The sequence below is a fragment of the Roseovarius sp. THAF8 genome (genome assembly GCF_009363735.1).
Lineage (GTDB): Bacteria > Pseudomonadota > Alphaproteobacteria > Rhodobacterales > Rhodobacteraceae > Roseovarius.
In genome coordinates this window covers 2,218,602-2,237,549 of sequence record NZ_CP045410.1, presented here as the reverse complement: position 1 = coordinate 2,237,549, position 18,948 = coordinate 2,218,602, and the positions used below count along the sequence as shown (strand labels likewise).

Below are 18,948 nucleotides of genomic sequence, written 5' to 3'. Positions count from 1 at the left end.
TCACTCTCCTTTCGGCACCGCGGCGGCGTCGAAACCGTACTCCGCCAAGACCGACTGGCCCGCCGGCGACAGGATGTGCAGCGCGAGTTTCGATGCCTCGGGTGGGGCGCCATCAAGCACAATCAGGCCGTAATCGGCCCCCACCGACAACGGGTCGGGGACCTGCACGATTTGCAGGTCCGGCACTTCCTTGCGGGCCAGAACGGCGTTGGTGCAATAGGTCAGGAACAGGTCGGCCTGGTCGCTGTCGAGAACCCAGGCATAGGTGTTGCGCCCCTCGGGCGGCGTGGCGCTGTCGGGCCCGCCGGTCAATTGCAGGGCCTTGGCCCTGAGCGCGTCGGCATGGCCGGACTTGTCGAACAGTTGAAACGCGTAATCGCCGGACGGGTCCGCCTTGGGCGTGGACGTGCCCAGGCGGATGTTTTCGTCGAGCATGACATCGAGCAACGTCTCGGACGTCGCCTCCACCTCGGGTCGTGCCAGACCGCACAGGCGATTGCGGGCAAAGAGCGCGACGGGGCCGCCCTTGCCGGTGCTCTCCAGCGTCCGGGGGTGGCGCATGTTTGCAGAGGCGAAGACATGCGCCGTCTCTCCCGCCTCGATCCGTTCGCGCATCAGGCCGGAGGGACCAAAAGTGGTCGTGACCGGCGTGCCGTAGGTCTCGGCAAAGTCCGCGGCCACGTCGGACAGTGCGGCTTTCAAGCTGCCCGCGGCGTAAAGCGAGAGGTCCTGCGCCTGGGCTTGGTTCATCGTGAGGCCGAGGGCCGCTGCCAGCAGGAATGCGTGTCGCATGGTGAATTTCCCATTGTTCGTCTTCAGGATCGTTCAGGATTTCGGGGGCGCCACGGGGGTAAAGGCGCAGCGGTTAGGCTTGATGTCGATCAGCGGCGTGCCGTCGAGGCAATCCAGGCCACGCACGATCAGCGTGTTTGCTTCGATGCTCAGCAACCGGACAAGCGACGTGCCGATAGGGTTGGGCCGCACCGGCGAGCGCAAGGCGAAGGTTCCGACGGTCGCGCCGTCGCTGCGCGGGCTTTGGCAAACAAGATCGCGGCGGCTGCGGTCCAGCCAGTAAAGCACTTCGATCATTTCGTAGTCTTCCAGCCCTTTCAGGGCAGGACGCCAGACTGGATCCAACTCGATCCGGCACTGCGGCCCGTCGCTTCGGCCCTGTCGCGGACAGTCCTCGCGCCGCAGCCAGGGCGTGTGGATCGTGCCAATAAAGCGCAGCGCCGCGTCGCCGGGAGCGGGCAGGTCCACGATTGTCTCACCGGGGCGAATGTCAGAGCCACTCACGGCGACCTCCGTAAATTTTGCAGTTCCCGGTACGGCGCAGGAAACAAGGCAGCCGTCGTCGGAACGTAGAATTTCTTTTCACGCATTGCCGTACTTGAACTTTATCCGTTGGATCGCATAGTGTGCGAGGGAACGTAAGATTTGCAAGGTGGGAAATTTTGCAGTCTATTGGAGAAGCTTTCGGCCTCGCGCTCGACCTCGTCGCCTCGGGTGATGGGGATCTGATCGAAATCGTTCTGTTGTCTCTGCGCGTAAGCCTGACGGCTACCGTGCTGGCCTGCCTGATCGGCCTGCCGATCGGAGCGCTGGTGGCCACCGGGCGCTTTCCCGGGCGCAACGCCGTCCTGATCGTCATGAACGCGCTGATGGGGCTTCCGCCGGTGGTCGTCGGCCTGCTCGTCTATCTTCACCTCTCACGCTCGGGTCCGCTTGGTTTTCTGGGGCTGCTCTACACGCCCACCGCAATGATCATCGCCCAGACCATCCTAATCGCCCCGATCGTCGCGGCGCTGTCACGACAGGTGCTGGAAGATCTGCACGCCGAGTATGCCGAGCAATTCCGGTCGCTTTGCCTGACCAAGCTTCAGACCGTGCAAGCGCTTTTGTGGGATGCGCGGTATTCGTTGCTGACGGTGGGGCTGGCCGGGTTTGGCCGTGCGGTGGCCGAGGTGGGCGCGGTCATCATCGTCGGTGGCAATATCGACCACCTGACGCGGGTCATGACCACCGCAATCGCGCTGGAGACCTCCAAGGGCGACCTCGCGCTAGCGTTGGCGCTTGGCATCATCCTTTTGATCATTGCCCTGGGCGTCAATGCCGCCGTGCAATCGGTGCGCATGACCGCGGCCCGGCAAGCCTATGTCTGATGCGGCGCTTCCTCTGAGCCGCGAATTGGCCCCGTCCGCGCGGCCTGCCGCGATCCTGCCGCTGGCGGTGCGTAACCTCGGTCTGCGCTTCGGCAAGACGACCGTGCTCGATGGCGTCGGTTTTGATCTCGGGCCCTCCGGCTGCACCATGGTCATGGGCCCCAATGGCGCAGGCAAGAGCCTGCTGCTGAAGCTCTTGCACGGGCTACTTCCCCCGACCTCGGGCAGTATCGACTGGCGCGGGCAGGGGCCGCGGGACGTCACCGCGCGACAGGCGCTGGTTTTTCAGAAACCTGTTCTGCTGCGGCGGTCGGTGGCGGCCAATGTCGATTTCGTCCTGAAGGTCCGTGGCAAGGACCGCGCGCGGGCCGCGGCGCTTCTCGATCACGTCGGGCTGGCCCACAAGGCCCATCAGCCGGCGCGCCTCCTGTCTGGGGGCGAGGCGCAGCGACTGGCGCTGGCCCGCGCGCTGGCGGCGGATCCCGAAGTGCTGTTCCTCGATGAACCCACGGCCAGCCTCGACCCCGCGTCGGTCTTGGCCATTGAAAAGATCGTCCGGGACGCCAGCGCGCGCGGCGTGCGCATCGTCTTTGTGACCCACGACATGGGGCAGGCGCGGCGCATGGCCGACGACATCCTGTTTCTCAGCGGTGGCGGCATCGCAGAACACAGCCGCGCCGCAGACTTCTTTCCCGAACCGCAGAGCAAGGCGGCGCGGGACTACCTGAACGGCGAAATCGTCGTCTGAAAGACTTCACGAAAGGGAGTATCCATCATGCAAATGAAATCATTCGGTGCGGCCGCAGTCGTGCTGGCCCTCACGGGCGGCGCCTGGGCGCAGGATCAGTCGATCATCGTGCAATCCACGACCTCGACGGCAAACTCGGGCCTTTACGACTACTTGCTGCCGATCTTTCAGGACAAGACCGGCATCCAGGTCAACGTCGTGGCCGTCGGTACCGGCCAGGCGATCAAGAACGCCGAGAATTGCGATGGCGACGTGTTGCTGGTGCATGCCAAGCCGTCCGAGGAAAAATTCGTCGAAGCGGGGTTCGGCACCGCGCGCACGGACCTGATGTATAACGACTTCGTCATCGTCGGCCCCGAGGGCGACCCGGCGGGCGTGGGCGGCACGGACGACGTGCAGGGCGCGCTGTCCAAGATCGCCGAGGCGGGTGCGCTTTTCGCCTCGCGCGGGGATGACAGTGGCACCCACAAGAAGGAAATGGCGCTGTGGTCCGACAGCGGCGTCGATCCCACTGCGGCCAGCGGCGACTGGTACCGCGAGACCGGCTCGGGCATGGGCGCCACGCTCAATGCCGGCATCGGCATGGGGGCCTACGTGATGACCGACCGCGCCACCTGGATCAGCTTTGACAACAAGCAGGACTACCAGATCCAGGTCGAGGGTGACGAGGACATGTTCAACCAGTACGGGGTGATTCCGGTCAATCCCGAGAAGTGTCCCAGCGTGAACGTGGACGCCGCGCAGACATTTGCCGACTGGCTGGTCTCGGACGAAGGGCAGGAGGCGATCGCAGCCTACAAAGTGGCCGACCAGCAACTGTTCTTCCCGAACGCATCGGAAAACTGATAGATATGTCGGGGCGGTGGTGCACCCGCCGTCCCAACATCCTTAATCAGGTGCCATGGCCGAACTTGACCTTCCCGATCACGAATACCTGACCGTCAGGGAGCTGGCCGAGCTTCTGCGCCTCAAGGAACGCAAGGTTTATGACCTTGCCGCTTCGGGCGCGGTGCCGTGTTCGCGCGCGACCGGAAAGCTGCTGTTCCCGGCCAACGAAATCCGGACCTGGATCGCTCGGGCACAGTCGGGCGGGGGGGATGGGCAGGGCAAGCTTTCCAAGCCGCGCTCGCCCATCGTGCTTGGCAGTCACGACCCCTTGCTGGACTGGGCGATCCGCCAGTCGCGCTGTGGGCTGGCCACGTTGCATGACGGCTCGAATGACGGGCTTGAACGGTTCACCACCGGCGAGGGCATCGCGGCGGGCCTGCATATCCTCGATGCCACCACCAATCTCTGGAACGTGCCCGCTGTCTCGAAAGCGGCCTCGCGGCAGAATGCGGTTCTTGTGCGGTTCGCGGTGCGGCGGCGTGGACTCGTGGTCCGGCCCGGGGGGCAAGTGCCTGATTCTCTTGGGGATCTTGAGGGGTTTCGGCTTGTTCCGCGGCAGGCGGGATCGGGTACGGATACGCTGTTGCGGCACCTGGCGGAGCGGGAGGGGCTGGACCTGGGCGCGCTGGACCTGGCGGAGGTCGCCAGGACCGAGGACGAGGCCGTGGAGGCGGTCCGGCGCGGGGCGGCGGATACGACCTTTGGGCTGGAAGCGGTTGCGCGGAGTTACGGGCTGGATTTCGTGCCTGTCATCGACGAGGAATTCGCGTTGCTGGTTGACCGAAAGGCGTGGTTTGAGCCGCCTTTCCAGGCGCTTATGACCTTCTGTGGCTCGGATGCCTTCCGGGCGCGGGCGGAGGCCTATGGGGGCTACGATATCGAGGGTTTCGGCGCTGTTCAGTGGAACGCGTAGCGGGCGACGCGCGCCGGAAGGGGCAAATCCAGGATATCCTGAACCACCGGACGGGCGGGTTAACGCCGGCGCGAGGCCCGGAAACGGGGGGTGACACGCGTGCACCCCCCGTGCACCCCCCGTACACCGCCGCGGTGCGGCGGGCGGGCGATGAAAAAGGTGAACGGACCGTGCGGTTCGACCGGAATATTGCGAGGTCATGAACGCCCCGCACGGTCCGGGGCGGGGCGCGTGACGCTTCAGTTCAGTGTGTCGGTCAGGCCTTCGGGCTGGCCGGTGACCACGAATGTCAGCGCCTCGGGGTCGAGCCATTCCCGGGCCACGCGGTTGACGTCTTCGAGCGTGACGGCGTTCACCTTGTCGTTGCGGTTGGCGATGTACTCGGTCCCCAAGCCGTCCATCTGCATTCCGACGGCGATGTTGGCAATCGTGCCGTTGCCGTCGAACCGCAGCGGATAGGCGCCGGTGAGATAGGTCTTGGCGTCGTCCAGTTCCTCCTGGGTCACGCCCTCTTCGCGGATGCGCTGCCACTCGGCCTGGATGACCTCGACCGCCTGGGCCACGCGATCGTTGGCGGACGCGACGCTGCCCATCCAGACCTGCGCGTCGTCACGGTCGGCGAGGTAGGAATAAACCCCATATGTCAGCCCGCGCTTTTCGCGCACCTCGGTCATCAGCCGGCTTTCGAAGCCGCCGCCGCCGAGGATGTGGTTGAGCACGAAGGCCGGAAAGAAATCGGGGTCTTCGCGTTCCAGGCCGGGCTGCGCGAAGATGGCGATGGATTGCGGCGTCGCGTAATCGACGACCTTGATTCCGCCGGGCAGGTTGAGCGTGGCGTCATCGGGCAGGGGCGCGCCGGACTCGGGCAGGTCGCTGAGAAGCGTGTCGAGCAGCGACGCGAGCTCTTCGCTGTCGATGTCGCCCACCGCGCTGACATAGAGACGGTCGCGGGCCAGGGTCGCCCGATGCGCCGCGACGATATCCTCGCGGCTAAGGGCGCCGACGCTGTCGGCGGTGCCGTTTTCGTCGCTGCCATAGGGATGATCCCCGTAGACCAGGCTGTCGAACCGAGCGCGCGCGATCTGTTGCGGGTCCTTCGCGTCGGACTGGATGATTGACAGGATCTGCGCACGAACCCGTTCGATGGCCTCTTCGTCGAAGCGCGGCTCGACAAGGCTGTCCTTCAGAAGCGCCATGGAGTCGTCGCGGTTCTCGGTCAGGAAGCGGGCCGACACCGAAAGCGAATCCGGCCCGGCGTCGTAGGAAAACGACGCGGCAAGGGAGTCCGCCGCGCGCGAAAAGGCACGGGCATCGAGATCGCCGGCGCCTTCCTCGAGAAGGCCGGTCATCAGGTTGACGGCGCCCCGTTTGCCAGGCGCATCGAGAGACGTGCCGCCGCGAAATCGCAACTCCAGCGCGACGAAGGGGATCGAGTGATCCTCGACCAGCCAGGCGTCGATGCCGCCGGGCGTGGTGATTTCCTGGATGTCGACGTCCGCCCGCGCGGGCAGCGCGGTGAACAGCATGAACGCGGCAAGAACCAAGCGGATCATTGAGTCACCTCCTGTGCGGTGATGTATCCCGTGACGGAATTGTTGTCCTGCGCGAAGAGATCGCGTGCGGCGGCCATGACGTCATCGACGGTGACCTGTTCCAGGATGTCGGGCCAGGCCTGGATATCCTCGACCGTCAGCCCCTGGGTCAGGCCGCGGCCATAGCGGTTGGCCAGCGCGCTGACGTCGTCGCGGGCGTAGATTTCCGAGGCGCGCACCTGGGTCTTGATCCGGTCGAGCCGTTCCTGGGAAAACCCGTCTTCGAGGAACCCGGCGATCACGTCGTCCATCGCCTTTTCGGCGTCTTCGAGGGTGACGTCGGGGGCCGGGACCACGGTGAGGTTGAAGGTCGTGTCGTCCAGCGAGAGGCCGCCGTAATAGGCGCCGGAATAGACCGCGACGCGGGAATCGAATTGCAGCTTCTCGTTCAGGATCGAGGTGGTGCCGTCGCCCAGAACCTCGGCCAGGATCGTCAGGGCCGCGGCCTTTTCCTGATCGCCGCTGTCGCGCTCGGGGGCGAGGTAGGAGCGCTGAAGATACGGCTGCGCGACCCGGGCATCCTGGTAGTAGATCCGCCGTTCGGCAAGCTGGCGCGGTTCCTGTGCGCGGGTGCGCTCGGGCAGATCCGGGTTGGCGGGGATCACGCCGTAATATGTTTCGGCAAGATCGCGCACCTGGCCGGGATCGACGTCGCCGGCCACGACGAGGATGGCGTTGTTCGGGGCGTAGTAGGTTTGGTAATAGTCCAGCGCGTCGTCGAGCGAGAGATCGACCATTTCATGCTGCCAGCCGATGATCGGCACGCCGTAGCGGTGATTGAGATACTGGGCCGCGCCCTGCTGTTCGCGGAAAAGCGCGGAGGGGTTGTTCTCGATGCGCTGGTTGCGTTCCTCGATGATGACGTCGCGTTCGGTCAGGATGTCTTCCTCGTCGAGCTGGAGATTGACCATGCGGTCGCTTTCCATCTTCATCATCAGCTCCAGCCGGTCGGCGGCGACACGCTGGAAATAGGCGGTGTAGTCATAGCTGGTGAACGCGTTGTCCGAGCCGCCGTTGCGCGCCACGGTGGCCGAGAACTCGCCCGGCTCCATGGTTTCGGTGCCCTTGAAAAGCAGGTGTTCGAGGAAATGGGCGACGCCCGAGACACCGGGCTTTTCGTCGGCGGAACCGGCGCGGTACCAGACCATCTGGACCACGACCGGGGCGCGGTGATCCTCGATCACCACGACATCCATGCCGTTGTCGAGGCTGAACGTGGTTACCGCGTCGTCGGCGAAGGCCGGAGTCGCGACGAGAAAACAAAAGTATAGGCCGGACAGCCAGTTGCGCATGAAGAACCCCCTGAGGTCAGAAAACGCGTTGATCAGAAGATACGCGGCCCGCGCCGCGTTTCAACGGTGTTGACCTTGTTGTGAGCGGGTCAGCGGCGTCTGTCGCTGGAGTTTGCCGGCGGGTAGGACGGTGTGGGCACGCCCCTGCTGCGCAAACGCGCCGCCTCGGACCGCGCATCCAGCCACTGGCGCTTGTAGGCGAGGTTGTAATCGTCGTTGATACCGATGTTCAGGATGTTGACCCGCCCGCGCTGTCTGCGGACCTCGGCATCCTCGCGCGCGAGGGTCTGGCGAATGCCGGGGGCGCTGCCGAAGCGGTTTGCATAGTTCACGAGGCCGCCGTCGGCGCGGCCGATGCCGGTATCCGCGAGCGCGGCGGGATTGCCGCCGAGGGCCGCCACGCTGTCTCCCCGGGGGGTCGGATCGGTGATGTTGGTGCCGCCCGGAGTGGGCGCCGGCAGGGCGCGGTAGCTGTCGGGCGCTTGCAGCGGCTTGCCGGGGACGATGTTGAACTCCTCGGGACCGTTGCCCGTGTTCTTGATCCGCGACAGCTTGACGTCGCCGTCGCGCGCGCCGCAGGCAGACAGCGCCATCGCAAGGATCATGACCATTATCGCCGGACGTTTCATTTCCCACTCCTGCATCGTTCCGCCAGCCTTATCGTATTCGGACCGGCACGTCACGCCGCCTTTTTACTGTCGCCGCTGAAGACTACCATGCCGAATGCGCCGATGAAAACCGCGATGTCGGCCACGTTGAAAGATGTCGGATTGGTGAAGCCACAGCACGACATGTTCAGGAAATCGGCCACGGCGCCGTAGATCAGCCGGTCGATGACGTTGCCCAGTGCGCCGCCCACCAGAAGGCCCGCCGAGATTTTCTGCCAGCGGCCCTGCGGATCGGTCCGGACCCACCACAGCACCGCGGCCACGATCACCAGGGCGACGGCGATCCAGATCCACTTGCTGGCGCCGGCGAAGGCGCCGAAATTGATGCCGGTGTTCCACGCCATCTCAAGGTTCAGGTAGGGCGGCAGGACCTCGATCGAGCGGACGGTCTTGAGGTCCAGCACCTGCACGACCCAGTATTTGGTGATCTGGTCGAGCACGAATACGAGACCCGCGACCCAAGCAACCGTGCGCATACTGCTCTCCTTCAAGGCCCGCTTGCGTGTGCCGGCCGCTTATTGTTTCGGCTCTTAGTGCCGGAAATGGCGCATGCCGGTCAAGACCATGGCCAGCCCGGCCTCGTCGGCGGCGGCGATCACCTCGTCGTCGCGCATCGAGCCGCCCGGCTGGATCACCGCGGTCGCGCCGGCCTCGGCGGCGGTCAGCAGGCCGTCGGGGAAGGGAAAGAACGCGTCGGAGGCCACGACGCTGCCTTGGGTCAGCGGCGCGGAGAGGCCCAGTTCGGCGGCCATGTCCTGGGACTTGCGGGCGGCGATGCGGCAGCTGTCGACGCGGCTCATCTGGCCGGCGCCGACGCCGACGGTCGCGCCGTCCCTGACATAGACGATGGCGTTGGATTTCACGTGCTTGGCGACTTTCCAGGCGAACAGCATGTCGGCCATTTCCCGGTCCGACGGGGCGCGCTTGGTCACGACCTTGAGGTCGCTTTCCGAGACCTGTCCGCTGTCCTTGTCCTGCACCAGGTAGCCGCCCGAGACCTGCTTGAGCATCAGCGCGGCCTCGGCCGGATCGGCAAGCCCGTCGGTGACCAGAAGGCGGAGGTTCTTTTTCGCGGCAAACACCGCCCTGGCGTCGTCGTCGGCGCCGGGCGCGATCACCACCTCGGTGAAGATGCCGGCGATCTCTGCGGCGGTGGCGCCGTCGAGCGGCTGGTTCAGGGCGATGATGCCGCCGAAGGCCGAGGTGCGGTCGCAGTCGAAGGCGCGCATATACGCCTCTTTCAGCGTCTCGGCGCGGGCCACGCCGCAGGGGTTGGCGTGCTTGATGATGGCGCAGGCCGGACCATCGGAGGGGGCGAATTCGCTGACCAGCTCGAAGGCCGCGTCGGTGTCGTTGATGTTGTTGTAGCTGAGTTCCTTGCCCTGGACCTGCCGCGCGGTGGCCACGCCGGGACGGGCGGAGCCGTCGGTGTAGAACGCCGCACCCTGGTGCGGGTTCTCGCCATAGCGCAGGGTCTGGGCCAGCTGTCCGGCGACCGCGCGGCGGCGCGGGGCGGCCTGATCCAGGGCCCTGGCCATCCAGCCCGAGACGGCGGCATCATAGGCGCCGGTGCGGGCATAGGCGTTGAGCGCCAGTTTCTGGCGGAAGGCATAGGTGGTCTGGCCGTCATGCGCGTCCAGTTCCGACAGGAGCGCCTCGTAATCCTCGACATCCACAACGACGTTGACGAAGGCGTGGTTCTTGGCCGCCGCGCGGATCATCGCGGGGCCGCCGATGTCGATATTCTCGATGCAGGTGTCGTAGTCGGCGCCCTTGGCGGCGGTTTCCTCGAACGGGTAGAGGTTGACGACCAGCAGGTCGATGGGACCGATGCCGTGCTCGTCCATGGACGCCAGATGGTCGTCATTGTCGCGCAGCGCCAGAAGGCCGCCATGCACCATCGGGTGCAGTGTCTTGACGCGCCCGTCCATCATCTCGGGAAAGCCTGTCACCTCGGCCACGTCGCGCACGTCGAGCCCGGCGTCGCGCAGCGCCCTGGCGCTGCCGCCCGTCGACAGCATCTCGACGCCGCGCTGGGCGAGGGCGCGGCCCAGGTCGATCAACCCGGTCTTGTCGGAAACGGAAAGAAGTGCGCGGCGCACGGGGGCGAGATCGGTCATGGGGCAGCTATTCCTTGTGGCAGTCCTGGGTCGTGTTCAGCTGAGGGCCACCGGCGTTCGCCCGTCTTCCGCCAGATCGCGCATCCCGATCGGCGAGTCCTGCGGCTTGGCCAGTGACCACCTCGTGCGGGTCGCATACTCCATCGCGCGCCCGGATAGAACGATTTGTTTGGTCGCACGCGGTTTCAGGCGATTGGTGTCCAGATAGACGCTGGAGTCCACCGACAGGCGGGCGGTGCCATCGGCCCGGAAGATCCAGATCTCGCCGCTCTTGAGCGCCATCGACACCGCCGCGCCGCCCATGTCGATGGACACATCCACGTCCGGGTGCAGGTGAAACCGGATATCGAACGGGATGCCTTGCAGTGTCATCGTGTCGAGCGCCCGGTCGAAGCGTCGCTTGTCGGCGTCGGTCAGCGCCAGCAGCATGTCCTCTCCGGCGATGCCGCGGCCGTCGAAGGTCATTTCCAGCTTGCGCACATGGGTCAGGCCGTAGCCCCTGACATAGCCGTCATGCCCGCCTTCGAAGGTCAGGCCGTCCGGCGCGTGGTTGACCCGGATCGGCACCTCGGTGGGGCCTTCGGTCAGCATGTCCTGCTTGGGCGCGGTCTTGCCCAGGCGGCTGCTGGAATGGCCGTTCAGCACGAGGGTGGAATGCGACGGCGTGGCCCGGCCGGCGCGGCGCCACGCGGTGCCGAAACTGGCGCCCGCGCCGCAATTGACGATCAGCGGACGTCGGCCCGATGTCAGTTCGAACGCCAGCGTCGAGGCATGGGCCCCCGCCGATGCCCGCCCCTCGGGCGGGGGTGCGGCGTCGATGATCAGCGAACAGCGCCCCGCGCTGAGCCGCGCAAAGCCCATCGACAGGCCGTTGGCATGGCGGCCCTTGATCTGGCTGGCGGCAAGCGCCGCGTCGAGCCGCCCGTCGAGCCCGCGCCCGCCGCCATGAAAGCGGGCGAGCCCGCCGTCGGAATGGCGCAGGGTGCGCAGGGTGGGGCTTATGCGCTCGATCGCGGCCCAGTGGGCGGGATGGGGGGTCTGGCCTGCCTGGGTCAGGGTTTCGGCGGCCCATGTGAGCAGGGTGAAGACCTCGAGCAGTTCTTCGGGGTTGCGGGTGGGCAGGCCGCCCTGTTCGTCGATCTGGCGGGCGCATTCGCGGGCCAGCGCGGCAGAGGCGGGCGCGACCCGGGCCGACATGCCCTCGAGCGACAGCCCGGCATAGACAAGGCCGGTCAGCGCCTCGAACCGCGGCAGGCCGGGCGTGGTGGCGCGCCAGCGGCGGGACAGGAACAGGGTTTGCTGCGCCAGCGACCGCAGGAACAGGTCGGATTGCTGTTGCGTGCGGCCCGACAGCAGGAAGATCGCGTGGTTGATCCAGCGGATGATGCGCCGTCCGGTCAGGTCGGGCCTCCAGCCCGGGCCGCGCCCGCGTCCGTAAAGCTCGATCCAGCGCCAGAGCCAGGCCTGCGCGCAGGCCCGCGCCGGGGCGTCGCCCGCGGCGGCCAGGTCGTCGAGCCAGGTGAAGCCGTGCACCTCTCGCGAGAAGGCGAGGTCGGGGGGCGGAATGTCCCACGGGGTCTTGTCGGGGTCGCGGACGAGGTGGCCGGCAAAGAGAAAGTTGCCGGCGCAGAGCTGGCGGCCGCGGGCGAAGCTGCCGATGGTGCGGGGATCGGGTTGCGACACGAAGGCCGCGACACGGCCGCCGAAGGTGGACCGCCGGGCCTCCAGACGGTTCAGGAACCGCGTCACGCGCGGTAGATCGTGATCGGATGTCGACATCGAATCCCAGCCTCGGCACGCTCTTCCTGGCGTTGTCGGGTCAGTATACGCCGCCGCGCGCACCAAGTCACGCAAGGAAGGCGGGGCGCGGGATCAGGCCTTGCGCAGAAGCGCGATGTAAAAGCCGTCCATGCCGCCCAGATCGGGCCAGTGATCGGGGCGCAGGCGCAGGCCGCCTTCCGCGGTGATCCAGGCCGGGTCGATGCCGGGGCGGTCCAGCGCGGCGGTGTCGGTTGCGAGGCCCGGATGGCGGGCCAGCGCCTCTTCGATCTGCACCTCGCCCTCGTCGGGCAGCAGCGAGCAGGTGCAGAACAGGAGCCGCCCGCCGGGTGCGAGCAGGGTCAGGGCGTGGTCGATCATCCGCGCCTGCTGCTCGATCAGCGCGCCGAAGTCGGAGCCGTCCTTGGCGTGGGGCAGGTCGGGGTGCCGCCGGATCGTGCCGGTGGCCGAGCAGGGCGCATCGACGAGGATGGCGTCGAAGGATCCTTCGGTGAAGGCGAAGGCGTCCTGCGTGACGCAGGTGGCGGACAGGCCGGTGCGGTCGAGGTTCTCGGTGACGCGGGCCATGCGCTTTTCCGAGGTGTCGAGGGCGGTGACCTGGGCGCCGGCGGCGGCCAGTTGCAGGGTCTTGCCGCCCGGTGCCGCGCAGAGATCGAGAATGAATTCGCCGGCGCGGGGCGCCAGGATGCGCACGGGCAGGGCGGCGGCGGCATCCTGAACCCACCAGTGGCCGTCCTCGAAACCGGGCAGGGCCGAGACCTGGCCCGCGTCGCCGATCCGGACGGAGCCGGTGGGCAGCGCCGTGCCGCCGAGGCGGTCGGCCCAGGCGGCGGGGTCTTCTCCCGGCTTCAGCGTCAGGTCGAGCGGGGCGCCGGCGAAATGCGCCTTTTCCATCGCCGCGACCGCGCCATTGCCCCAGGCCGACACCAGCGGAGCGCGCAGCCAGTTGGGCAGGCGGGGGATGCGCAGGTCCTTCCACGGCTTGCCGGCGTCACCGGCCATCTGGCGCAGGATCGCGTTGACCAGCCCGCGCAGGCGCTTGTAGCGCGGATGGGTGCCGACAAGCGTCACCAGTTCGTCCACCACGCCATGGGCGTCGCCGCCCATGCACAGCTCGACCGTGCCGAGGCGCAGGATGTTCATGACGTGAAGCTGCGGCGTCTTGCGCAATTGGCGCGCCAGCAGGCGGTCGGCCCGGTCCATGCCGCGCAGCGTGTCGTTGGCCAGCCGCAGCGCCCGGGCGCGGTCGGGCGGCGAGAGGCGCGCAAGCGGCGCGGTGAGTTCGGCCAGAAGGCGGCCGTCGCCGAGCACCTTGTCGAGCAGGGCCACGGCTGTGCTGCGGGGGGTGGGCGCGGGCATCGGTCATCCTTGGCCTTTGAACAGGGCTGGCCTATATCAGTGGCATCAAGAGGAAGGAAGCCCGGCCATGTCGGAAGACCGCAAAGACCTGCCACCCGAAGCCCAGCGCGCCCTGGCCGAAGCCGAGGCGCGGCGCAAGGACGCCGAGGCGCTTGCCCTGCCGAAGGAGCTGGGCGGGCGCAAGGGACCCGAACCCGTGCGCTATGGCGACTGGGAGAAGAAGGGCATCGCGATCGACTTCTGAGCGATGCCATGCACCGTTGGCGCTATTGCAGTTGCAGGTCGGCGTAGTCGCCTGTGCCTTGGTCCGAGATGAAGCGGACGGTGGAGCCCTGAACCCTCACCGCCTGGCAATTGGCGCCAAGGTTGCGCTGACCCCAGTAGAGGTCGCGGCAGAAATAGCCCGATTTCCACTGCCACGCGCCGGTGACGGGTCGACCGAAGGCCCGGCCTTCGATCTGTCCCGACGGCGTGACCGTCAGGGTGATACCCAAGCGGGTGAGATTCTTGTTGGCGACGACCGAAACGAATTCGGACCTGTCGTCGATCTGGTCGAAACTTTCCGCAGCAGCGGGGCCACTCAACAGCGCGGCGATACCCGCAAGAACAGTCAGGCGCATCGTCGGAACTCCCTGTAACAAACAATGTATGTTACGGCGCGCCGGCCGATCTGGATCAGTTTCGGCCCGGTCAGTCCTCTTTCAGGCCAAGCACGTCGAGCATGTCGTATTGCCCCGGCTTGCGCCCCTGGCCCCACAGCGCGGCCTTGAGCGCCCCACGGGCAAAGACCGCCCGGTCAGAGGCGACGTGGCGCAGGATGATCCGTTCGCCCGCCGCGGCGAACATCACGTCGTGTTCGCCGACGATGTCGCCGCCGCGAATGGCGCTGAAGCCTATATTGCCCTTCGTCCGGGCGCCGGTGATGCCGTCGCGCCCGCGGTCGGCGGCCTGATCCAGCGACACGCCGCGCCCGTCCGCCGCTGCCTGCCCCAGCATCAGCGCGGTGCCCGAGGGCGCATCGACCTTCTGGTTGTGATGCGCCTCGATCACCTCGATGTCGTAGTCGTCATCCAGCGCGGCGGCGACCTTCTTGGTCAGTTGCACGAGCAGGTTGACGCCGAGGCTCATGTTCCCGGCGCGTATGATCGTGGCGTGACGGGCGGCCGCGTCCAGCTTGGCCAGGTCCTCGTCGGCAAGCCCGGTGGTGCCGATGACGTGCACGCAGCGGGCCTGTGCCGCCAGCGCGGCAAAGTCCACGGTGGCCGCTGGTGCGGTGAAATCCAGGATTGCATGGGCCCTGGAAATGGTGTCCAGCGGGTCGTCGGAGACGGTGACGCCGTTTGCCGCGCCGCCCATCGCCTCGCCCAGGTCCTGACCGATCCAGGCATGGCCGGGCCGTTCCAGCGCACCGACCAGATTTGCCCGGTCCGAGGCGGTCACGATTTCGGTCAGCATCCGGCCCATGCGCCCCGAAGCGCCTGTCACCACGATCCCCGGCAGGTCGGTCATTTCCATCTCCGTTCTTTGGTGCGCATTGCATAGCGCGGCGATCATCGCTTGGCAAAGACCCATGCAGGGCTTAGATGCAGTTCCATGGCAAAGAACAAGTTTCATGACGGACCCGGACCCTCGCAGCGGCAGTTGCGGGTCGGCGAGTTGATCCGGCGGACGCTGGCGGAGGTGCTGGCGCGCGGAGACATTCACGACCCCGAGCTGAACCGCCTGTCGGTGACCGTCGGCGAAGTGCGGACCTCGCCGGACCTGAAAGTGGCGACAGCCTATGTGCTGCCGCTGGGCGGGCAGGGCCAGGACGATGTGCTGGACCTGCTGGGCCGCAACAAGGGCGAGTTGCGCCGGATCATCGGCAAGAAGGTCGGCCTGAAGTTCGCGCCCGAGCTGCGGTTCCGGCTGGACGAGACGTTCGACCAGCTGGACGAGACGCGGCGGCTTTTTGCGCAGGACGCCGTGCGGCGCGACGTCGAGAACTGAGCCGATGTGGCGGTGGGTCCTTTTGGCTGTGGCGTTGCTGGCGGGCCCGGCCAAGGCCGTGGAATGCCAGCAGATCAGCGTCGAGGGCAGCCGGTATACCGCCTGCAAGGTCGATGCCGGCAGTGAAACGCTGCGCCTGTTCCTGAACGACCCGATGACCGGCGCGCCGCTGGGCAGTTTCAGCAGCGTCGAGCGACAGGTGCGCGGCGAGGGCGGTAAGCTGCTTTTTGCGATGAATGCCGGGATGTATCATCAGGACCGCAGCCCGGTGGGCCATTACGTTGAGGCGGGACGCGAGGCCAAGGGGCTGATCACCCGCGAGGGACCGGGGAATTTCGGCCTGCTGCCCAACGGTGTGTTCTGCATCGGCGAGGGCCGGGCCGACGTGTTCGAGACAAGGCGGTTCGACCGGGAAGGGCCGGTCTGCACCCATGCCACGCAGTCCGGGCCGATGCTGGTGATCGACGGCCAGCTGCATCCGCGTTTTCTGAAGAACAGCGACAGCCTGCATGTGCGCAACGGGGTCGGCACCTCGGCCGACGGGCGCACCGCGTGGTTCCTGATTTCCGAGGACAAGGTGAATTTCCACAGCTTCGCGCGGGTGTTCCGGGATGTGCTGAAGACGCCGCAGGCGCTGTATTTCGACGGGAGCATCTCGCGGCTGTATGCGCCCGCGCTCGACCGGCATGATGGCGGGTTCCCGATGGGGCCGATCGTGGGGGTCGTGGCGCCCTGACCCGGCGCCGATGATTCCGGGCGGCCCGGGGGAGCGGCGGGGCATCGCGCCCGCGCATTGACCCGCGAATTGACAGGTGCCGGGGGCTGCGGTACGCGGCGGCCTTCGGACAGCAAAGAGGCGACGGCATCATGGGGCGCAAGCGCAAGGGACGCGATATTTCGGGGTGGCTTGTCGTGGACAAGCCCGCGGGCATGACCTCGACCGCGGTGGTCAACAAGGTGCGCTGGGCGTTGCAGGCCAGGAAGGCGGGCCATGCCGGGACGCTGGACCCCGAGGCGACGGGCGTTCTGGCAGTGGCGCTGGGCGAGGCCACCAAGACCGTGCCGTTCATCACCGATGCGCTGAAATCCTATCGCTTCCTGGTGCGGCTGGGGCAGGCCACCAATACCGACGATGCCGAGGGCGAGGTCGTGGCCGAAAGCGACGCGCGCCCGAGCGACGCCGAGATCAAGGACGCGCTGAGCGGGTTCTTGGGCGAGATCCAGCAGGTGCCGCCGAAGTTCTCGGCGGTCAAGATCGACGGCGAGCGCGCCTATAAACGCGCCCGCGACGGCGAGGATTTCGAGGTCGAGGCGCGTCCGCTGTGGGTCGAGGAGCTGTTGCTGACGGACCGGCCCGATGCCGACACGGTCGAGCTTGAGATGGTGTGCGGCAAGGGCGGTTACGTGCGGTCGATCGCACGCGACCTGGGCGAGGCGCTGGGCTGTCACGGGCATGTGGCCTCGCTGCGGCGGGTCTGGTCGGGGCCGTTCCGGGCCGAGGACGGCGTGACGCTGGAGCAGGTGAACGCGCTGGCGCAGGACCCGGCGCTGGACGACCACCTGAGGCCGCTGGAAGAGGGCTTGTGCGACCTGCCGATGGTCACCTGCAACGAGATGAGCGCGGCGCGGCTGCGGCACGGCAACCCGGCGCCGGTGATCGGCGGGTCGGTCGAGTATGGCGATGAGTGCTGGGCCGCCCTGAAAGGGCGCGCGGTGGCCGTGGGGCATTTCAAGGGGGGCGAGCTCTACCCCAGCCGGGTGTTCAACCTGGCGCCGGTGGCGCAATGACCCAAGCCGCGCACGACCCGGGCGGCAAGGTCCGGCTGCGCCTGCCCGACGGCGTGCTGGGTGGCGCGCGGTTTTCCGACTGCGGGCGGTATCGCCAGGCGCTGATCCGGGACTGGACGCCGGAGGGGGCCGCGCCCCGCACCGTGCTGTTCATCGGGATGAACCCGTCGGTGGCGGATGCGGCGGCGTCGGACCCGACCTGCCACAGGGAACTGATGTTCGCCCGCGACTGGGAATTCACCCGGTACCTGAAGGGCAACGTGCTGGACTGGCGGGCGACGTCGCCCAGGGATATTCCGCACGATCCGGCGGTGGCGTGCAGTGCCGAGAACGTGCCGGCGCTGGTCGAGATGGCGCAGGAGTCCGAGCTTGTGGTGCTGGCCTATGGCAAGCTGCACCAGCGTTTTGCCGGCGTGGTGCGCGATGCGCTGATGGCGGTCGAAGCGACCGGGCGGCCCCTGAAATGCCTGGGCCTCAACAAGGACGGATCCGCAAAGCACCCCTTGTACCTGCGCAAGGACACGCCGCTGCGGGACTTTCCGATGCCGGCGTAGATGTGAACTCTCAGTAGTTTTTTCATCCGGTTCGGAGTTGGGCTGCAATCGCCAAACTCCAGCCGAGGACCCCGAAGGGTGAACAACCCACATCAAGGTGCACGCCTCACTGTTCATAGTCGAAAGCTTGTCGTCGCCCGCCATGCCGCAGGTCGGCCCGCCCGACAGATCGCCGAGGCGTTCGGCGTGTCGGTGCGCACGATCCACAAATGGCTCCGACGATACCGGGAGGGCGGTCATGGCGCGCTCGGCAATGGCGCAAGCGCGCCCGTTCGGCGCCCAAGGCGTCTCGGTGAGGCCCGGATCGCCCTGATCCTCGATCTGCGCCGCCGCTTCCGCATGACGGCGGCGGTCATCGCCGAGCGCCTCGGTCCGGCCCGCTCGACCGTCGCGCGGTGGCTGGCCCGTCATGGTGTCGGACGACGCGCGGCGCTCGATCCGCCGCCACGCGTCCGGCGCTATCAGCGGGAGAGGCCGGGCGAACTGATCCATATCGACATCAAGAAGCTGGGTCGCTTCGACCGGTCGGGCCATCGCGTCACGGGGTCACGGACGAAGGGATCGAGCCGCGGCGCGGGCTGGGACCTTGTCCATGTCGCCGTCGATGACGCGACCCGGCTGGCCTATGTCGAGGTCCTGCCCGACGCGCGGAAGGAGAGCGCCACCGCCTTTTTGGGCCGCGAGCGGGCCTGGTTCGCCGCGCGCGGCATCAGGGTCGAACGGATGAAGACCGACCTCGGGCCATGCTACCGATCGCGCCTCTTCCGCCAGGTCCTCGACGCACACACCATCCGCCACATCCGGACCCGGCTCTACACGCCCAAAACCAACGGCAAGGCAGAGCGCTTCATCCAGACCCTCATCCGCGACTGGGCCCTTGGGGCGACCTACGCCTCCTCCGCTGCGCGCAACTCTGACCTGCAGCGATGGCTTGACTGGTTCAACCTTCGAAGACCACACTCAGCCCTCAATGGCCAAGCTCCGACAATGGCTCTGAACAACCTCATAAGACGTCACAGCTAGCCAAGCAGAGACGCCAACGTGAAACGGGCGCCCCGAGGGAGCGCCCGTTTTTCTTGTTCGATCACCTGCCGGT

The 18,948-nt window shown here is 67.0% G+C and carries 21 protein-coding genes; 10 read left to right on the top strand and 11 right to left on the bottom strand.

Annotation, left to right across the window (positions count from 1 at the left end; all coding sequences use genetic code 11):
- Together FIU85_RS10955 and tsaA are read right to left on the bottom strand one after the other, a co-directional pair.
- A complete protein-coding gene (locus FIU85_RS10955; RefSeq protein WP_152496917.1) occupies nucleotides 1–792 on the bottom strand; it encodes a molybdate ABC transporter substrate-binding protein in 792 nt (263 codons plus the stop codon).
- Nucleotides 793–825: 33 nt separating this feature from the next.
- Nucleotides 826–1,296, bottom strand: a complete 471-nt coding sequence (tsaA, locus tag FIU85_RS10950) for a tRNA (N6-threonylcarbamoyladenosine(37)-N6)-methyltransferase TrmO (protein WP_152496916.1) — start codon at nucleotides 1,294–1,296, stop codon at nucleotides 826–828.
- Between the two features lie 158 nt (nucleotides 1,297–1,454).
- Here tsaA and FIU85_RS10945 point away from each other — a divergent pair, with 158 nt between their 5' ends.
- Genes FIU85_RS10945 through FIU85_RS10930 form a run of 4 tightly spaced genes read left to right on the top strand, consistent with a single transcriptional unit; the run spans nucleotide 1,455 to nucleotide 4,711 of the window.
- Entirely contained in the window at nucleotides 1,455–2,162 is a 708-nt protein-coding gene (locus FIU85_RS10945) for an ABC transporter permease (protein WP_152496915.1), read from the top strand.
- Nucleotides 2,155–2,910: an ATP-binding cassette domain-containing protein gene (locus tag FIU85_RS10940; RefSeq protein WP_152490720.1), complete on the top strand. Its 756-nt coding sequence runs from the start codon at nucleotides 2,155–2,157 to the stop codon at nucleotides 2,908–2,910. The genes FIU85_RS10945 and FIU85_RS10940 overlap by 8 nt, the downstream gene beginning before the upstream one ends.
- Nucleotides 2,911–2,943: 33 nt before the next feature.
- Nucleotides 2,944–3,756: a substrate-binding domain-containing protein gene (locus tag FIU85_RS10935; protein ID WP_254701894.1), complete on the top strand. Its 813-nt coding sequence runs from the start codon at nucleotides 2,944–2,946 to the stop codon at nucleotides 3,754–3,756.
- Between the two features lie 55 nt (nucleotides 3,757–3,811).
- Nucleotides 3,812–4,711 carry a helix-turn-helix transcriptional regulator gene (locus tag FIU85_RS10930; protein WP_152490722.1) on the top strand — a complete coding sequence of 300 codons (900 nt, stop codon included), beginning with the start codon at nucleotides 3,812–3,814 and terminating at the stop codon, nucleotides 4,709–4,711.
- Between the two features lie 239 nt (nucleotides 4,712–4,950).
- On the opposite strand, the gene FIU85_RS10925 is transcribed toward FIU85_RS10930, so the two are convergent.
- The 7 genes from FIU85_RS10925 to FIU85_RS10895 form a co-directional block, all read right to left on the bottom strand.
- A complete protein-coding gene (locus FIU85_RS10925; protein ID WP_152496914.1) occupies nucleotides 4,951–6,264 on the bottom strand; it encodes a pitrilysin family protein in 1,314 nt (437 codons plus the stop codon).
- Nucleotides 6,261–7,595, bottom strand: a complete 1,335-nt coding sequence (locus tag FIU85_RS10920) for a pitrilysin family protein (RefSeq protein WP_152496913.1) — start codon at nucleotides 7,593–7,595, stop codon at nucleotides 6,261–6,263. Before FIU85_RS10920 ends, FIU85_RS10925 begins: the two co-directional genes overlap by 4 nt.
- Nucleotides 7,596–7,684: 89 nt before the next feature.
- On the bottom strand, nucleotides 7,685–8,224 hold the full coding sequence (locus FIU85_RS10915) for a DUF3035 domain-containing protein (protein WP_152490725.1): 540 nt from the start codon (nucleotides 8,222–8,224) through the stop codon (nucleotides 7,685–7,687).
- 50 nt (nucleotides 8,225–8,274) lie between these two features.
- Entirely contained in the window at nucleotides 8,275–8,739 is a 465-nt protein-coding gene (gene lspA / locus FIU85_RS10910) for a signal peptidase II (protein WP_152490726.1), read from the bottom strand.
- Between the two features lie 54 nt (nucleotides 8,740–8,793).
- Complete coding sequence (gene purH, locus FIU85_RS10905; RefSeq protein ID WP_152496912.1) at nucleotides 8,794–10,383, bottom strand: bifunctional phosphoribosylaminoimidazolecarboxamide formyltransferase/IMP cyclohydrolase; 1,590 nt, start codon at nucleotides 10,381–10,383, stop codon at nucleotides 8,794–8,796.
- Between the two features lie 36 nt (nucleotides 10,384–10,419).
- Nucleotides 10,420–12,162: a heparinase II/III family protein gene (locus FIU85_RS10900; protein WP_152496911.1), complete on the bottom strand. Its 1,743-nt coding sequence runs from the start codon at nucleotides 12,160–12,162 to the stop codon at nucleotides 10,420–10,422.
- Nucleotides 12,163–12,255: 93 nt separating this feature from the next.
- The gene (locus tag FIU85_RS10895) at nucleotides 12,256–13,521 is read right to left on the bottom strand and encodes an RsmB/NOP family class I SAM-dependent RNA methyltransferase (protein ID WP_152496910.1); all 1,266 of its coding nucleotides are present in this window, start codon (nucleotides 13,519–13,521) and stop codon (nucleotides 12,256–12,258) included.
- 67 nt (nucleotides 13,522–13,588) lie between these two features.
- Here FIU85_RS10895 and FIU85_RS10890 point away from each other — a divergent pair, with 67 nt between their 5' ends.
- Nucleotides 13,589–13,765: a DUF1674 domain-containing protein gene (locus FIU85_RS10890; RefSeq protein ID WP_152496909.1), complete on the top strand. Its 177-nt coding sequence runs from the start codon at nucleotides 13,589–13,591 to the stop codon at nucleotides 13,763–13,765.
- Between the two features lie 22 nt (nucleotides 13,766–13,787).
- On the opposite strand, the gene FIU85_RS10885 is transcribed toward FIU85_RS10890, so the two are convergent.
- Entirely contained in the window at nucleotides 13,788–14,141 is a 354-nt protein-coding gene (locus tag FIU85_RS10885) for a dihydrodipicolinate reductase (protein WP_152490731.1), read from the bottom strand.
- Nucleotides 14,142–14,211: 70 nt separating this feature from the next.
- Nucleotides 14,212–15,030 (bottom strand): 4-hydroxy-tetrahydrodipicolinate reductase, encoded by an 819-nt coding sequence (dapB, locus tag FIU85_RS10880; RefSeq protein WP_152490732.1) that lies wholly within the window; start codon nucleotides 15,028–15,030, stop codon nucleotides 14,212–14,214.
- Between the two features lie 84 nt (nucleotides 15,031–15,114).
- On the opposite strand from dapB, the gene rbfA reads away from it, so the two are divergent.
- The 5 genes from rbfA to FIU85_RS10855 all read left to right on the top strand — a co-directional run bounded on the left by rbfA (nucleotide 15,115) and on the right by FIU85_RS10855 (nucleotide 18,875).
- Nucleotides 15,115–15,510, top strand: coding sequence for a 30S ribosome-binding factor RbfA (gene rbfA / locus FIU85_RS10875; protein WP_152490733.1), 396 nt, complete (start codon nucleotides 15,115–15,117; stop codon nucleotides 15,508–15,510).
- Between the two features lie 4 nt (nucleotides 15,511–15,514).
- The gene (locus tag FIU85_RS10870) at nucleotides 15,515–16,246 is read left to right on the top strand and encodes a phosphodiester glycosidase family protein (protein WP_152490734.1); all 732 of its coding nucleotides are present in this window, start codon (nucleotides 15,515–15,517) and stop codon (nucleotides 16,244–16,246) included.
- Nucleotides 16,247–16,377: 131 nt separating this feature from the next.
- The gene (gene truB, locus FIU85_RS10865; RefSeq protein WP_152496908.1) at nucleotides 16,378–17,298 is read left to right on the top strand and encodes a tRNA pseudouridine(55) synthase TruB; all 921 of its coding nucleotides are present in this window, start codon (nucleotides 16,378–16,380) and stop codon (nucleotides 17,296–17,298) included.
- Nucleotides 17,295–17,852, top strand: a complete 558-nt coding sequence (locus FIU85_RS10860; RefSeq protein ID WP_152496907.1) for a DUF1643 domain-containing protein — start codon at nucleotides 17,295–17,297, stop codon at nucleotides 17,850–17,852. Before truB ends, FIU85_RS10860 begins: the two co-directional genes overlap by 4 nt.
- Before the next feature lie 78 nt (nucleotides 17,853–17,930).
- Entirely contained in the window at nucleotides 17,931–18,875 is a 945-nt protein-coding gene (locus tag FIU85_RS10855) for an IS481 family transposase (RefSeq protein ID WP_152496906.1), read from the top strand.
- Nucleotides 18,876–18,948: the final 73 nt, after the last annotated feature.

Coding starts and splice junctions, on each gene's coding strand:
- FIU85_RS10920 (WP_152496913.1), bottom strand. CDS start 7,595: ATGCGCAACTGGCTGTCCGGCCTATACTTTTGTTTTCTCGTCGCGACT.
- FIU85_RS10930 (WP_152490722.1), top strand. CDS start 3,812: ATGGCCGAACTTGACCTTCCCGATCACGAATACCTGACCGTCAGGGAG.
- lspA (WP_152490726.1), bottom strand. CDS start 8,739: ATGCGCACGGTTGCTTGGGTCGCGGGTCTCGTATTCGTGCTCGACCAG.
- FIU85_RS10955 (WP_152496917.1), bottom strand. CDS start 792: ATGCGACACGCATTCCTGCTGGCAGCGGCCCTCGGCCTCACGATGAAC.
- FIU85_RS10925 (WP_152496914.1), bottom strand. CDS start 6,264: ATGATCCGCTTGGTTCTTGCCGCGTTCATGCTGTTCACCGCGCTGCCC.
- FIU85_RS10885 (WP_152490731.1), bottom strand. CDS start 14,141: ATGCGCCTGACTGTTCTTGCGGGTATCGCCGCGCTGTTGAGTGGCCCC.
- FIU85_RS10870 (WP_152490734.1), top strand. CDS start 15,515: ATGTGGCGGTGGGTCCTTTTGGCTGTGGCGTTGCTGGCGGGCCCGGCC.
- FIU85_RS10895 (WP_152496910.1), bottom strand. CDS start 13,521: ATGCCCGCGCCCACCCCCCGCAGCACAGCCGTGGCCCTGCTCGACAAG.
- purH (WP_152496912.1), bottom strand. CDS start 10,383: ATGACCGATCTCGCCCCCGTGCGCCGCGCACTTCTTTCCGTTTCCGAC.
- FIU85_RS10935 (WP_254701894.1), top strand. CDS start 2,944: ATGAAATCATTCGGTGCGGCCGCAGTCGTGCTGGCCCTCACGGGCGGC.
- FIU85_RS10900 (WP_152496911.1), bottom strand. CDS start 12,162: ATGTCGACATCCGATCACGATCTACCGCGCGTGACGCGGTTCCTGAAC.
- FIU85_RS10860 (WP_152496907.1), top strand. CDS start 17,295: ATGACCCAAGCCGCGCACGACCCGGGCGGCAAGGTCCGGCTGCGCCTG.
- dapB (WP_152490732.1), bottom strand. CDS start 15,030: ATGACCGACCTGCCGGGGATCGTGGTGACAGGCGCTTCGGGGCGCATG.
- FIU85_RS10890 (WP_152496909.1), top strand. CDS start 13,589: ATGTCGGAAGACCGCAAAGACCTGCCACCCGAAGCCCAGCGCGCCCTG.
- rbfA (WP_152490733.1), top strand. CDS start 15,115: ATGGCAAAGAACAAGTTTCATGACGGACCCGGACCCTCGCAGCGGCAG.
- FIU85_RS10940 (WP_152490720.1), top strand. CDS start 2,155: ATGTCTGATGCGGCGCTTCCTCTGAGCCGCGAATTGGCCCCGTCCGCG.
- FIU85_RS10915 (WP_152490725.1), bottom strand. CDS start 8,224: ATGAAACGTCCGGCGATAATGGTCATGATCCTTGCGATGGCGCTGTCT.
- truB (WP_152496908.1), top strand. CDS start 16,378: ATGGGGCGCAAGCGCAAGGGACGCGATATTTCGGGGTGGCTTGTCGTG.